We start from the raw sequence: 14,124 nt of genomic DNA, 5'->3' as shown, positions 1-14,124 counted from the left end.
GGCGTTTAATATGTAGTAAAAAATGTGAAATAATGAGATGTATTATTATAGATGATGAACCGCTGGCAAGAGAAGCCGTAGAAATGTTGATCAACAAAACTAATAATCTATTTTTGATCGGTTCGTTTAACAGCCCAGAAACCGCTAAAAATTTTATAGAAAACAATATAGTTGAGTTAATCTTCCTGGATATAAAAATGGCGGGAATAAACGGAATCGAATTTGCACGAACCATTCAGAAAGAAACATTTGTAGTTTTTACAACTGCCTATCCCGAATTTGCTACCGATAGCTATGAAGTAGATGCGATTGACTACTTGATAAAACCCATAAAATTACAGCGTTTTCAAAAGGCTGTTGAAAAAGCATACACCTACTCCAAATTGTTCATAGCGGATTATGCTAACAATAATATTGAGCAGGTAACGGACGATTTTTTCTTTGTGAAAGCAGAACGAAGAATTTTTAAAGTCTATTTCAAAGACATTCTTTTTATCCAGGGTTTGAAAGATTATGTTGTGATGCATACTGAAAACCAGAAAGTAATTACTGCAATGAATATCAAAACCATGCACGAGCAATTGCCAAGAGATTTTTTTGTGCGAGTAAGTAAATCCTATATCATTAATGCTAAACATATCGATTCTGTAGATAATAATACGGTATATATTGGCACTAACGAAATCCCTATCGGAAATATCTACAGGGATTTCTTCTTCGATGAATTCGTAACTAAAAAGATTTTGAGTAGGTAGTTGATGTAATAAAAAAATCACTATATCAACCGGACATCCAGACACAGGAATTATTACAAAGCATTTGTCAAAGGATATAAGATAGGTTTCACGTCACCAACAACTCTTACAAGCATGTTAAAACACCATACAATAACTAAAGTCAATAATACGTATATTGCTTCATAAAATAATAAAAAATATTTAATATGAAAATAGTTTCGACATTAATTCTTTCACTAACGCTTTCAAATCTCTTGGCTCAACAGACCAAAATTATCCGAAAAGACTTACTTCCGGCAATAGTTGACCAAAAAGTTAAGACAGTAGAAATACAAGAAATTACTTTTCCTGCGGGCCAAACCGCACCAAAACATTTACATCCTTGCCCAGTTGTTGGCTATATTAAATCGGGAAGCGTTCTCTTCCAAATAGAAGGTCAAAATGCTATAATTCTAAAAGAAGGAGATTCGTTTTACGAACCTAAAAACGTAAATATTTTGCATTTCGACAATATATCAAAAGAAGAACCGATGATATTTATTGCTTTATATCTGAAAGAGGATAAAGAGCCAAATGTAAAAATAGCTAATTGATAAAACAAACGAACAACTAGAATAAACGATACTTTCAAATTAATGTATACGGTGTCGCTACTTATCCAATCTTGAAATCGGAGCACGGATAACTTAATAGGCAAGGAAGATTCGAAAATAGTAGAGTAAATTTCACCTACTCCGATTTTAAATCTTAAGAGAATTAAATTAGCCAACAAAAATAGATTGGCTTGAAGTACTGAACTCGGCTATAATACATCCAGTCCTATGTGACAAATTTTAAGATTCGTGTACAATAAAATGATTTAGTACAAATAAACAAAATGACCTCTAGACAACCTTTACAATTTTTTATTTTAACCTTCGTGCTATCTGTCCCGTTCTGGATTCTACAGTACAATACCTCAACGCAATTCTTGCCAGGCCTTCCGCTTTCGGCCCTTGCTATTGTGTCACCTACGCTAGCCTCGATTATACTTGTCTACCAACGAGAAGGATGGACTGGGATACGGCAGCTTTTAGGAAAGGCATTTGATTTTGGATGTATAAAAAACAAAGTATGGTATATACCACTGCTTTTCTTATATCCATCGCTCGTTGTGTTATCTTATTTGATTATGCGCATCAATGGAGTTGATCTTCCAATCCCCAAGTTTCAGGCCACCTCTATTATCCTCTTGGCAATTACCTTTTTTGCTGCTGGATTGAGTGAAGAGCTAGGATGGTCTGGATATGTTACTGAACCATTGCAGATGAGATTGGGGATTTTAGGAACAGGGTTTCTTTTGGGATGTGTTTGGGCGGCATGGCATTGGATACCTTTGATACAGGTTCACAGGTCATTTTTGTGGATCAGTTGGTGGACCTTATATACTGTAAGTGCACGTGTTATTATGGTATGGCTGTTTTACAAGACTGGAAAAAGTGTTTTTGGCATGACACTTTTCCATATGACACTTAATCTGGCATGGCAATTATTTCCAGTGAATGGCTCCTATTTTGACATGCGTATGGTGGCACTATTAATTACAGGTTTGGCATTAATCATTGCTTTATTAACTAAAGGCTTTCGAACTAATAAATTCATTTAATAACAAACGTGTACCCTCCCCACAATATTAACTTTGCGAATTTTAAAGATACCCGCATAGGTTAATTGGAATATAAAAACTGCTACAACTTTTAATACCTAACAATTATTCATCATAAATGAAAGATATTTTAGAATTCATAAATCAAATTTCATCATTGAGTATTGATGCAAATGAAGATTTTCTTGAAGCATTGGAAATAAAGACATATCCGAAAGGGACATTCATCTTAAAAGCAGATCAAGTTTGCAGAAATTATTATTTCATAAAATCAGGACTTACAAAGTCTCATTTTTACAAAGAGGAAAAGGAGTTTATAATGACCTTTTTCAAAGAGAAAATGATGTTCACTGAAATAAGCAGCTACCTGACGGAAAAACCCTCCAGATACATGATCACAGCTTTAGAAGAAACTACTGTTTGCTGCATCAGTAAAAAGGATGTTATGGAACTTTGCAAAAAACACCACCCCATAGAGGCGCTCTTTAGCAAAATGTTTTCGTTTGCTACTTTAAATATGATGAAGAGAATTAGTGAAATGCTTGAAGAAAACGGGACAGACCGCTATAATAATTTCATTAGGGAAAACAATGAGCTACTTCAGCGCATAAGCCTTGGTGACCTAGCAAATTATTTGGGCATTACTCAGGTTACCCTAAGTAGAATCAGAGCCGCCAAATGATTTTTTATCATTTGTAAAAAGATTTCTCTCGCATCCAAAATATCTTTGTACTATAACAAAATAAAGATAAACATGGAATCAAGAATGAAAAATCCAGCAATGGTTTTGGGTATAAATCCCGCCATCCAAAACATAATGAGTTCGATATACCAAAGCGGAATATCTTTTGAACTACTTGAATACGTTGGCTTGCGAGTGGGACAACTAAACAATTGTGAACTGTGCATTGGCGAAGCGATCGTAAAAGCCAAGGGCAATCCGGTATCGAGAGATCGCATTGAACATGTATCGTCTTGGAAAAACGGACAGATATTTTCTCAATCTGAAAATGTTGCACTAGAGCTTACCGAAGCAATAACGAAGCTTGAAAACAAATACGATTCTGTTTCGGACGAGCTTTGGGACAAGGTGGGAAGCTATTTTAGTATAAAAGAACAGGCTGCTCTGGTTCTTTTTATTTCTGTTATGAATATGTTTACCCGTATTAATGTTGCAACGCGGCAACTCACTGCGGAATGGGAATAGATCGCACGAAGAGTTACAACGAATGATGGCATTAAACTGTTTTTTCACTTAACAAAGTGAAAAAACAGTTTAAATATGTTAATCAATACCTTATGTAGGCAGGTAACCTGATATGGGAAAACATTTCACTGCTTTTACCTTGTTTGTCTTTATTTGAACATAGTCAAGAAAAGAATTATTGGTACGGTAGTATCTATAAAATTCAATGTTATTGTCAAAAAAATTTTGAGCTTTTTCAACTCTTTCTTTAAATATTTTTTTAAGGGTTTTGCCTAGTCCAACAATTACTCCCTCAGGAGGTAACATCCAATCGGTCGAAGGAGGCAAGCGCTTTCTTACCCTGTGATCAGCAGAGTTGACACCAGCTGCCATAACACGTACTAAAATCTCGTTCGGATGTTGAATAGTGGGACATGGTACCGATTGCAATTGAAGTACTTCTGGCCCTCCAACTGCTGTCATTACTAAAGCTTGCATACTTTTCTTATCATCTTTTACTGTTTCTCTAGCTATATCTTCAATACGCTTTTGAACCTCCTTACTAAACATAGGTTTAATATTCCCAACCTGTGTTTTTAAAGGGTCATACCGTTCAGAAATTGGTTTTGAGATAATATTTTCCCTGTTTTTTAAAAATTCAAATTCAACATGAGCCGGAACCCAAAGTCTATTCGAAAGATGAGTGAATGTCTCTGTATAAATTTTTTGTCTGGTTTTCTTAGGGAGATAATAAAAATCTAATAGTGCAGATGAATCGAAAATGAATATTGCGGTCTTCCACAATCTATCCTCCTTTTCATCATTTAGTTGGTATAGTTGAATATTTTCAATGTTCATTTATTCAGTTCAATTTTTTTGTTAAAACAAAAATAATCTACGAAAGATACAAAATTTAATTAGCCAAAGCCTGCCTTTAAAAGCCAAACACTACAACTTATCCTCAAGCACCTGCTATCCATTCTAATTTTAGGTTTCAAGTGAAATTCTAATAAAAATATAGCATGGATACACAGCAAAAAGACCTCTCGTATTTCAAGTTACGACTACAAGAATTATTAAGCACCAGCTTTCCCGAAAAGGCGCACGACCATAAATTTATAGATCAACGTTCCTCGTGGGCAGCCAATGCCTATCAAGGAGCTTTCAGTTCGGGAAATGCGATCGAGCAATGCAATGAAATAGCGAATTACATCCTGTTTGAAAACCTGCATTTTTCCAAATTCGACACCATTTTTCAGGTAATCTGCAATGAGTTCGACACCATCATGGCGGACGAGGAACTGCGACCGTTCGCCCTTAAAATGTTCCCTGTTAGCGAGCCTGTATTTGACCAATATGAGCTAACCAATGATTTCGCATACAACACAGAGTACGATCTGCTCTATACCGAACTGACCGGAACCATCGCAATATGGATAGAGGAAAATGGGCTTCAGTAAAAAGCAACATCTCCAACTGAATATTGATGCCCTGCGAATTGCTTTTAAATTAGAAAAGGAGAACCGGCAAGCCACCGTTGGTGAAAGACTGCTAATGATGCAATACAGCGGATTTGGCGGTCTTAAATTCGTATTGAACCCCATAGCAAATGAAATAGATATCCATTACTCCGGAAACTAATGGAGAACCCGCAAAACATTTAGAAAAGCAGAAAGAAACTCCAATTAAGTCCGAAACTAAAAAAATTACCTCAACTAAATTTGGCTGACCTGTACTAAATTATTCATTTCTTTAATTAGTCAAACGGCTCACTTTTCATCTTGTTCATCCATTTTCTGTAGCAAAACATCACGAAGGTTGTCAATAAATTTGGTTCGATTTATTTTTCTTGATTTGAGCTCCATAAAAGTATGGTAGAAATCTCCCAGATCTATATTGAATAGGGTTTCAAATGTTTTGGCGATAACCCTAATATCAGCGTTTCCATTGTCAAAAACGCCGAGAGTATAAAATAGATTGTGTAAGTAAGGACAAACTGCACTAGAGGCGGCATCTGCTTTCAAAGATAGTTAAGAACTGGTGTAGAACAAGCCCCCAGTTGTGCATGGTAGCATTCCACTTTCTTTCAATATTCATCAGAGCCAGGTAAACCGCCTTTTGAGCAGACATATCATCAGTAAATTGCACTTTGGTTTTGATATACTTTCTGATACCTCTATTCACGTTTTCAATAGTATTGGTTGTGTAAATGATCTTTCTGAGTTCAAGTGGGTAGTCAAAGTAATTGGTCAGATTGTCCCAGTTAGTTTTCCAGGAAGAGATAGCATGTTTGTATTTATGCTCCCATTTATCAGAAAGACCTGTCAGCGCGTGTTCTGCGGCATCCCTGTTAGGCGCAGCATAGACTTCTTTGAGATCTGCACAAAATGACTTCCGATCTTTCCATACCACATATTTGCAGCTGTTACGGATTTGGTGTACTATGCACAACTGAGTAACTGTGTCTGGAAAAACGCCCTTAATTGCATCAGTAAAGCCCTTTAGGTTATCAGTACAGGCGATCAGTATATCTTCTACACCCCGAGCCTTCAGATCGGTCAATACGCTCATCCAGAACGATGCTGATTCTGTTTCAGCCATCCACATACCGAGGATTTCTTTGATGCCATCTTTTTTCAAGCCGATAACGAGGTAGATGCACTTATTGATGTACTTGCCATTCTGCTTCACTTTAAGCACAATACCGTCCATCCACACCGTAAAATAAACCTGCTCCAGCGGGCGATTCTGCCATTCTTTTACATGCTCAATGATCTTGTTGGTAACGTTGGATATAGTCCCTTCACTTACATCTACGCCATACGCCTCCTTTACCTGTTCACTAATGTCGGAGGTGGTCATACCACGGCTATACATGCCGATAATAGCCTCTTCTAACTTGTCGCTCATGCGTTGTCCCTTAGGGATCAACTGGGGTTCAAAATCGCTTTTACGATCCCGGGGAATGTTCAGAACCATATCCCCTAAACTCTCTGTCTTAACTTTTTTGGGATAGCTGCCGTTACGGCTGTTACCAGAGTTACGCCCTTCCGCGCTGTGCTTCTCATAGCCCAGGTGTTCGTCCATCTCTGCTTTCAACATTTCTTCAACACCCTCTTTATAAAGGCTGCTAAAAAAAGATTGAAAGTCTTCTTTACTCTTGAATTGCTTGAAGAAATCCTTAGGGAAATTTGATTGTTCTTTGTCCATAAATGGGTATTAAAGGTAATAAATAACGGGGCCATTTTTCGGCGCCGTCCCAGGCAGGTTCCGCTTCGTTCGGCTCCGCTACGCTACGCCTCTCTTCGCTTCACCTGCCTGGGGGTACCCCCCCAATACAGTTAGTAATACATTTACACAAAGAACTTTATACTACCAAAACGCCAGATGAATGCAGTGCATAAATCATTTCGGTTAGCGCTACTTTGCTACCAGTCCATTTTAAGGAAGAGATATTAGATTTTTTTCTCGGCTTATATTATTTAATTGGTCTTCAAGATAAACCTGTATTAAATCATTAGCAATTATTTTGGCTACTTTATAATCATGGGTAGTTGAGAATCGATGGTCGGCCTCGAAGTAAAAGGTGTCTAAACTAACCTTAATGTCATACTTATCCCGTAAAAATAGCTTCTCATCAAGAAATGAATTGTTAGTGCGATAGTATTTATAAAATTCAATGTTGTTTTCAAAATATCTTTTGAGCTTCTTCAATTCTTTTTTCAAATATTTTTTTAAAGGTTTTGCTCCATAAGGCTTTTTTGTCTCAATCTTGTAGATAGCATTGTAATATATAAGTTTTGAAACGATGAGAGGCTTCTGACATTTGAAAAAATAAATCTCCTTATCAATATTACTAAATCCTTTCTTTAAAACAAATTCTTTTAAATTACCTAATAATTTGATGATTAGGTTTATGACAACTTCTAATTGCTGAATAGAAATATTTGATTCGATCTCTACTTCTTTGATTTCTATTTCGAGTTTGTGTAATGTTTCATTGATAAATTTATCCATTCAGTATTTTTTTTCTGTGTGTTAGGATAGGACTAAAAAAAATCACCAAAATTATCCTGAAAAAAAGATAATCATTGATGATTTTTATTTAAAATTTTGCTAGTTAAAACGTTAGCATTTTTAACTCGCATAATCTAAATTCAAGTCCGTTATTACGACCAAGAGGTTTAATAGTCTTGTTATTTTAAATTTAAAGATTTTATTTCTGTCGATTTTTTAATTCCGATGCGAACTTATAAACCAAAAACCTTTTTTAAGTAAGCAGGATAATTATCTAAATCTTCTTTGATATGTTTACTTTTAAAAACATCGTAGCAATAATATCCAGGAACGACTTCAAATCCAGAAAACAGATAATTGGCAGCTACGTTAAATAGGGCATCATCTGCACTTTTGCCTTTGAAAAGATACTGGTTTTTGTCATTGAAACTTTCTTTAGGAGCATTCCATGTAGCAGAGATCATAAACTTTTTACCCTGCATCTTACCTCCTGTACCATATTGTCTGGCAGGGTCTGTATCTGATCTACCATCATTGGTTAGAAATTTTTGACTACTTAATGTGCTTGTAAATACTTCATCCACATATTTTTTATAGATCCATGGTGTGTTTTCCCAATTAACAGGTGTTTGTAATATGATGATATCCGCCTGCAAATGCTTTTCAACTTCCTCATCTACCTTGTACCCATGCTCAATTTTTGTTTCCAATACCTTGAAATTTTGTGAAATGAAAAACTCTTTTGCCTTATCAAAAAAAGCTTTATTAAGCTTGCCTTCGGACAATCCAGGATAGGTCAGATGTGCATTGATCAGAAATACTGTTTTCTGTTTTTCTGCATTTTTTACCGATGGTGATTGAGCATTTACTCTAATACCGTGAAACAACATGGTAACGAGCATTATGAAAAAAAATCTTGTTTTCATTTTTAATATTTTATTGTTAATTCTAAAATGAATTGTTGGTTTTATGCAATAACCTGTATAATGACACTAATTGCTGCCAGTAGATGACAAAATTAGTTGGCATCTTTTATGAGCCAGGGTTTGTTGCCCAAACATTAATTTCAGGAACGAAAGCTATATCATTCAGGGATAACAGGGACGAAATAACCTGCGCTATTTCAAGCCCCTTTAATTTAGTTTCAGGTGCTTTAGATTTATGTCCTGATTTTTCTCCAAAACCGGTTATCACTTCACTTGGATTGATCTGTGTAACACGAATATTGTTTTTTCTCAGTTCTGCCCTCCATGATAAAGTAAGACCTGTAATCGCTGCCTTGCTAGAACAGTAGGCAGAACCGTTAGGAAAACCAGCTACAGCACCCATGGAAGAAATGTTTATGATGTTACCATAATTTTGCCCAATAAAAGTTTTCGCGGCATATTGAGTACACATAAAAACACTTTTTGTATTGTTCTCCCAAACCTTTGTAAATTCCTCAACAGAAGTTTCCAAAATTGATCCAGATACGCCTATTCCTGCATTATTGATCAAAACATTAATTCCATTCATTTTTTTTAATGCGTATTCAAACAGATTCTCCACATCTTTTTCATTAGAAACGTCAGCCCTAACACCAAACATATCCAGTTCTGAAACTATTTGGTTTACGGCATCTTCATTTCTGGAACAGATTACAACCTGTGCTCCATGTGCTTTTAATAGTTTTGCTGTTTCGTATCCTATGCCGGATGTGCCACCAGTGATGATGACTTTCGCATCAGTAATTTTCATAAAAAATCCTTTAAATAATGGTTAAACTATGCTTCGATCTGAACAAAACCTTTCAAGCTATTAAGAATGGTCATTAATTTTGCGGGAATTTTTTTCTCTTCCACAGTACCTAACTTAAGAATTGAAGTTATTTTGTCTTCATTTCCGCTTTCAGCAGACTCTACCCAATCAGGATTGATCACAAGTGCACGTGCCAAAGCAGCCATTGAAATTCCGCTGTCAACTACTTTTGAAGCATCCTGCGGAGTAGAAATACCTCCTGCAACGATCACTGGAACCCTGTCGTCAACGTAATTATTTAAGACTACCGAAATAGGAGTTTCTGAATTTTCTTGATCTAAGGGTTTTTGTGACACTGCATCCAATAGAGAGAAGTGCAGATAATCAACATTTTCATCTATCAGCTTATCGATCAAAACAAAAGTGTCTTCGATCCCGTATGTTTTCTGGGGCATTTCTTCCGGAGAGATCCTATATCCCAAAAGAAAAGGTTTCTTTGCATATTGGGCAATCACCTGTTTTACTTCTTGTATGATCTCAATACCGAAACGTAGGCGATTTTCTAATGAACCACCATATTTATCTGTCCTTTTATTAAAAAATGGTGACATGAAATTTTGGACTAAGAAACCATGAGCTCCATGTATTTCTACTCCGTCAAAACCAGCTTCGATAGCTCTTCTGGTCGTGTTCCCAAATGCTTTGATTATTGCTATGATCTCATCTTCAGTCAACTCTCTGGGAGTAATGAATTCACCAGAACCCGGAGCTGATTCTACAGCGACAGCGCTTGCACTTACCACATCACCATTTGGTATCAAATCACGGATAGCCTTGTTTCCGGCATGAAACATTTGCAGAACAACAGGTGCACCACCACTTTTGGCTGCTACCGCCAGTTTCTTCAGGCTAGGAAGAAAACTATTATCATATCCTGCAAATTCATGCGTAAAACCGATTCCGTTTACTGTCACGCGTGTACAGCCCGTTATAACAAGTCCGACACCGTTAACTCTCTTCTTGTAGTATTCTACCTCTTCATCAGAGATTGTGTAATCTTCATTAGATGCCCATGTTGTCATTGGTGACATGACAACTCTATTTTTTATACTTATCCCGTTGCTAAATTTTAACGGCTCAAACAATTTATTAGTACCCATATTTTTTATGAATTATATTTCGAATGCAAAGTTGAGAATTCTAATCTTCTAAAAAGTCTCCATATTCAGGAAATAGGTAGTCGGAATAACGAAAATCCTCAGCGGAATAAGATTATACAAACTTGTTCCGCTGAGGATTTATATCCTCTCTAGGAGTTTTATTAGTCATGTGGCATCCTGATTATAGCTTTTAAAGTTATTCCATGCTCAGTATCTTCTATTGCCTGGTTAATATTCTCAAGATCATAGAATTTTACAAGTTTGTCAAAAGGGAAAAGGCCCTGCTGATACAAGCTAATGAGTTTTGGTATGAAAAGATCTGCAACGCTATCGCCTGCATTTACGTATTGAAGGCTACGACCTGTGGCAAGAAATGCAGATTGGTCTACCTCCAGTTTTTCTACAGATGGCATTCCCAACAAAACAGTGTGCCCAAGTATATGTGTTGACTTTAGAATCTCAGTTATCACACTATTGACCGACGTAGTATCTAATCCATAATCTGTCCCTCCCGGAAGGATATTGTTCTGTACTTCTTCCGATATATTTTTTATTCTGCTGTTGATAACGTGCGTTGCACCGAGCTCTTTGGCCAGCTCCAACCTATGGTCATGAATATCTACTGCAATAATCGTGGTGCACCCAGAAATCTTTGCAGCCATTATCGCTGCCAAGCCTACCGGTCCGACACCACTGACAATGATGCTCTGACCGCCCGTAGGTCGTAATACGTTAAATACTGAACCCGCACCTGTTTGCAGACCACAACCGAGGGGGCCGAGAAGTTCGAGGGGGACATCCGGGGTTACCTTAACCACATTCCGTTCGTTGGAGAGCGAATAGGTTGCAAAAGATGATTGGCCAAAAAACAGCCCGTTTACAGGCTCTCCATCGTGATTGTGATAAGGGCAGGAACCATCTGTCCTTGTACCTTTAAAGTTAAGAGCAGAAACGTTTTCACAGTAAGTTGGTCTTCCTGAAATGCAACTTTTACATTTACCACAGCTGGCTAATGAAAGAACTACGTGATCGTCAACAGCGACCTTGGTTACGGCACTACCAATTTTAATAACCACACCGGCTCCCTCATGTCCAAGGATCGCCGGCTTGGGAAATGGCATGTGCTCATCCCGGAACCCAATGTCCGAATGGCAGATTCCGGTGGCTATAACCTTTACTAAAACTTCATCTGGTCTCAGTTCTGTGTTGAGATCCACATGTTCGAGCTGCATTGGTGCTTTTGCGTGTATTGAAACAGCGGCTAAAATTTCCATATATACGTTTTTATATTTGAAAGAAGCCCATGAGAAAGTGCATTTCAGTCTAATTTGACTTTTTATATGGGTATTCAAATTTCGCAATTCATTCGGAAGTATAAGTAGCCAAAACCCGCTTTAAAGTAGTCGAATTCAAGATGTGGAATTGATTTAATTTGTAATTGCTGAAGTTGTAAGGAGAGCTAGTATGGTTAAGCACTATCAGTGTATTTGATTGAAAACTAATTCCAATTGCGTTTTTGAGTCCCTAGCACTGCACTGCGTATCGCTTCAAGACGCCAAATCTGGAAGTCTAGAAACCTTCGCGATAGGAAGACCCCTTCTTGTGCATCACTGATTATGCTAAAAACCCTACTGGTGATTGTTCTAGTTTAGTGACTGTCTGAACTTTAAGGGAGATACATTTGTTTTTCCCTTGAATAGCTTATGAAACGATTGTGGGTGTTCAAATCCCAACTGATAGGCAATTTCGGCTACAGAAAGTTCCGTTGTGGAGAGCAGTTCTTTTGCCTTATCAATCAGTTTATTATGGATATGCTGTTGGGTATTCTGTCCGGTTAACGACCTCAACATGTCGCTTAAATAGTTAGGGGAAAGATTTAATTTCTCTGCTATGTACTGAACACTCGGTATACCAGATTTCTCTACAAACCCATCTTCAAAATAATCATTAATCAGATTTTCAAGATTTGACAATATTTCATTGTTTGCATGTTTTCTGGTAATAAATTGTCTGTTGTAAAACCGGTTGCAATAATTTAACAGTAGCTCCACATGCGAAATGATAACATCTTGGGTGTAGTGATCAATCATTTTCTCAATTTCTTCCTGAAGGTTCAGCATAATACCTGAAATCATATCCTCCTCTTTCTGTGAGGTATGCAATGCTTCATTTACCGCATAGGAAAAAAAACCATAATCTTTCATCTTCCTAGCCAATGGAAAGCCTTGAATGAAATCCGGATGAAAAACAAGCATCCAACCTTCTGCTTTTGTAGTGCTATCAGACTCAACTGCAAAAAGTTGCTTTGGTGCGAAGAATGCCATGATGCCACTATCAAAATCATAATACTGCTGGCCATACCTTATTTTTGCATTGTAATTTTTTTTCAGGTAAACAGTATAAAAATTGTACACAATAGACTGTGTTTTTTCAGGGATACTGTACCTCACTTCGGATAGGTTGATAACACTAACCAAAGGATGAGTGGGTTTCGGCAAATTCAGGAATGAATGCAGTTCGGAAATTGAATTTACGATATATAGACTATCCTTTTTCATATATACAAATTTAAAAAAAAGACAGACACGTTTTGTAATAATGTCTGCCTTTGATATATTAAGATTATAGGTTTACCATTTTCATTCCGGCCTCATCATATCTTGCTCCTACATCTGAACCTAACGGTACAATCGATTCCAATCGGTCAAGGTCTTCGGAACCAAGCACAATTTCGGCAGAGGCAATGTTAGCCTCTAAATTTTTAACCTTTCTTGTTCCCGGAATTGGAACATGCCCTTTGGCGATCACCCAAGCAATGGCAAGTTGAGCTGTTGTGATACTTTTTTCTTCCGCCATTATTTTAATTTCCTTTACAAGTTCAATGTTTTTGAAGAAACGCTCTCCCTGATACCTTGGCATTCCTCTTCTGGAATCATTTTCGGGAAGATCCTCAGGTTTTAATATCTCACCGCTCAAAAAGCCTCTGCCGATAGGAGAATAGGCAACCAAACCTACACCTAATTCGTTAAGCGTATCTATAATTCCAATTTCTTCTATATTTCGTTCAAATAAAGAAAATTCACTTTGTACTGCTGTAAGGGGATGTATGGCGTGTGCTATCTGAATGGTCTGGGATCCAACTTCTGAAAGACCGATGTGACGAATTTTTCCTTCTTTTACCATGTCCGCCATCGCTCCAACCGTTTCTTCTATTGGTGTCCCGGTATCTAAGCGGTGAAGATAGTAGAGGTCAATGTAATCGGTTCCTAGGTTCTTTAACGAACGCTCAACTGCTTTTCTTACATATTCACTGCTGCCGTTTATTTTTCCGGTCAACTGTTCATTGTCATCTACCTCAAAACCGAATTTGGTTGCAATCAGATATTTTTCCCGATTACCTTTAATAGCTTTTGCTATCAGCCTTTCGTTAGCAAGGGGTCCATAAACATCTGCAGTGTCCAAAAAGTTTCCACCCAATTCCAGTGAACGGTGAATTGTTGCGATACTTTCATTTTCATCTGCCGATTTCCCGTAGATGTCATATTCTCCTGCCCATTTCGACATGCCCATACATCCAAGTCCTACCGCTGGGACTACAAGTCCCTGGCTTCCCAGTTTCACCTGTTTAATCTGTGTCATAAC

At 37.3% G+C, this 14,124-nt stretch carries 17 protein-coding genes; 6 read left to right on the top strand and 11 right to left on the bottom strand.

Annotated features, from left to right (window positions below; translation table 11 throughout):
* The first annotated feature begins 32 nt into the window (after positions 1-32).
* The 5 genes from AM279_RS04125 to AM279_RS04105 all read left to right on the top strand — a co-directional run bounded on the left by AM279_RS04125 (position 33) and on the right by AM279_RS04105 (position 3,589).
* On the top strand, positions 33-755 hold the full coding sequence (locus tag AM279_RS04125; RefSeq protein WP_054406380.1) for a LytR/AlgR family response regulator transcription factor: 723 nt from the start codon (positions 33-35) through the stop codon (positions 753-755).
* Positions 756-943: 188 nt separating this feature from the next.
* Complete coding sequence (locus AM279_RS04120) at positions 944-1,330, top strand: cupin domain-containing protein (RefSeq protein WP_054406379.1); 387 nt, start codon at positions 944-946, stop codon at positions 1,328-1,330.
* A 284-nt stretch (positions 1,331-1,614) separates the two neighbouring features.
* Positions 1,615-2,382, top strand: coding sequence for a CPBP family intramembrane glutamic endopeptidase (locus tag AM279_RS04115; protein ID WP_054406378.1), 768 nt, complete (start codon positions 1,615-1,617; stop codon positions 2,380-2,382).
* Positions 2,383-2,500: 118 nt separating this feature from the next.
* Entirely contained in the window at positions 2,501-3,064 is a 564-nt protein-coding gene (locus tag AM279_RS04110; protein WP_054406377.1) for a Crp/Fnr family transcriptional regulator, read from the top strand.
* An 84-nt stretch (positions 3,065-3,148) separates the two neighbouring features.
* Complete coding sequence (locus AM279_RS04105; RefSeq protein ID WP_160316425.1) at positions 3,149-3,589, top strand: carboxymuconolactone decarboxylase family protein; 441 nt, start codon at positions 3,149-3,151, stop codon at positions 3,587-3,589.
* A gap of 90 nt (positions 3,590-3,679) precedes the next feature.
* On the opposite strand, the gene AM279_RS20795 is transcribed toward AM279_RS04105, so the two are convergent.
* Positions 3,680-4,426, bottom strand: coding sequence for a PIN-like domain-containing protein (locus AM279_RS20795; RefSeq protein WP_054406375.1), 747 nt, complete (start codon positions 4,424-4,426; stop codon positions 3,680-3,682).
* A 164-nt stretch (positions 4,427-4,590) separates the two neighbouring features.
* Between AM279_RS20795 and AM279_RS04095 the strand changes: the two genes are divergently transcribed.
* Positions 4,591-5,028: a DUF1896 domain-containing protein gene (locus AM279_RS04095; protein WP_054406374.1), complete on the top strand. Its 438-nt coding sequence runs from the start codon at positions 4,591-4,593 to the stop codon at positions 5,026-5,028.
* Positions 5,029-5,337: 309 nt separating this feature from the next.
* Here the strand turns inward: AM279_RS04095 and AM279_RS04085 are convergent, their stop codons facing one another.
* The 10 genes from AM279_RS04085 to AM279_RS04045 form a co-directional block, all read right to left on the bottom strand.
* Positions 5,338-5,592 (bottom strand): RteC domain-containing protein, encoded by a 255-nt coding sequence (locus AM279_RS04085; protein ID WP_054406372.1) that lies wholly within the window; start codon positions 5,590-5,592, stop codon positions 5,338-5,340.
* On the bottom strand, positions 5,570-6,778 hold the full coding sequence (locus tag AM279_RS04080; RefSeq protein WP_054406371.1) for an IS256 family transposase: 1,209 nt from the start codon (positions 6,776-6,778) through the stop codon (positions 5,570-5,572). Before AM279_RS04080 ends, AM279_RS04085 begins: the two co-directional genes overlap by 23 nt.
* Before the next feature lie 157 nt (positions 6,779-6,935).
* Positions 6,936-7,022: an RteC domain-containing protein gene (locus tag AM279_RS21085; RefSeq protein ID WP_425319183.1), complete on the bottom strand. Its 87-nt coding sequence runs from the start codon at positions 7,020-7,022 to the stop codon at positions 6,936-6,938.
* A complete protein-coding gene (locus AM279_RS04075; protein ID WP_425319181.1) occupies positions 7,010-7,585 on the bottom strand; it encodes an RteC domain-containing protein in 576 nt (191 codons plus the stop codon). The genes AM279_RS21085 and AM279_RS04075 overlap by 13 nt, the downstream gene beginning before the upstream one ends.
* A 233-nt stretch (positions 7,586-7,818) precedes the next feature.
* Positions 7,819-8,511, bottom strand: coding sequence for an NAD(P)H-dependent oxidoreductase (locus AM279_RS04070; RefSeq protein ID WP_082344174.1), 693 nt, complete (start codon positions 8,509-8,511; stop codon positions 7,819-7,821).
* 106 nt (positions 8,512-8,617) lie between these two features.
* Positions 8,618-9,322 carry an SDR family oxidoreductase gene (locus AM279_RS04065; protein WP_054406370.1) on the bottom strand — a complete coding sequence of 235 codons (705 nt, stop codon included), beginning with the start codon at positions 9,320-9,322 and terminating at the stop codon, positions 8,618-8,620.
* A gap of 26 nt (positions 9,323-9,348) precedes the next feature.
* Entirely contained in the window at positions 9,349-10,482 is a 1,134-nt protein-coding gene (locus AM279_RS04060) for an NADH-dependent flavin oxidoreductase (protein ID WP_054406369.1), read from the bottom strand.
* 161 nt (positions 10,483-10,643) lie between these two features.
* Positions 10,644-11,756 (bottom strand): NAD(P)-dependent alcohol dehydrogenase, encoded by a 1,113-nt coding sequence (locus tag AM279_RS04055; protein WP_054410116.1) that lies wholly within the window; start codon positions 11,754-11,756, stop codon positions 10,644-10,646.
* 369 nt (positions 11,757-12,125) lie between these two features.
* Positions 12,126-13,040 carry a helix-turn-helix domain-containing protein gene (locus AM279_RS04050; protein ID WP_054406368.1) on the bottom strand — a complete coding sequence of 305 codons (915 nt, stop codon included), beginning with the start codon at positions 13,038-13,040 and terminating at the stop codon, positions 12,126-12,128.
* Positions 13,041-13,104: 64 nt separating this feature from the next.
* Positions 13,105-14,121: an aldo/keto reductase gene (locus tag AM279_RS04045; protein ID WP_054406367.1), complete on the bottom strand. Its 1,017-nt coding sequence runs from the start codon at positions 14,119-14,121 to the stop codon at positions 13,105-13,107.
* Between the last annotated feature and the right edge of the window lie 3 nt (positions 14,122-14,124).

Source organism: Flavobacterium akiainvivens (assembly GCF_001278115.1).
GTDB classification, from domain to species: Bacteria; Bacteroidota; Bacteroidia; order Flavobacteriales; family Flavobacteriaceae; genus Flavobacterium; species Flavobacterium akiainvivens.
The sequence above is the reverse complement of the archived record's forward strand: the minus strand, read 5'-3'. Positions and strand labels throughout refer to the sequence as shown.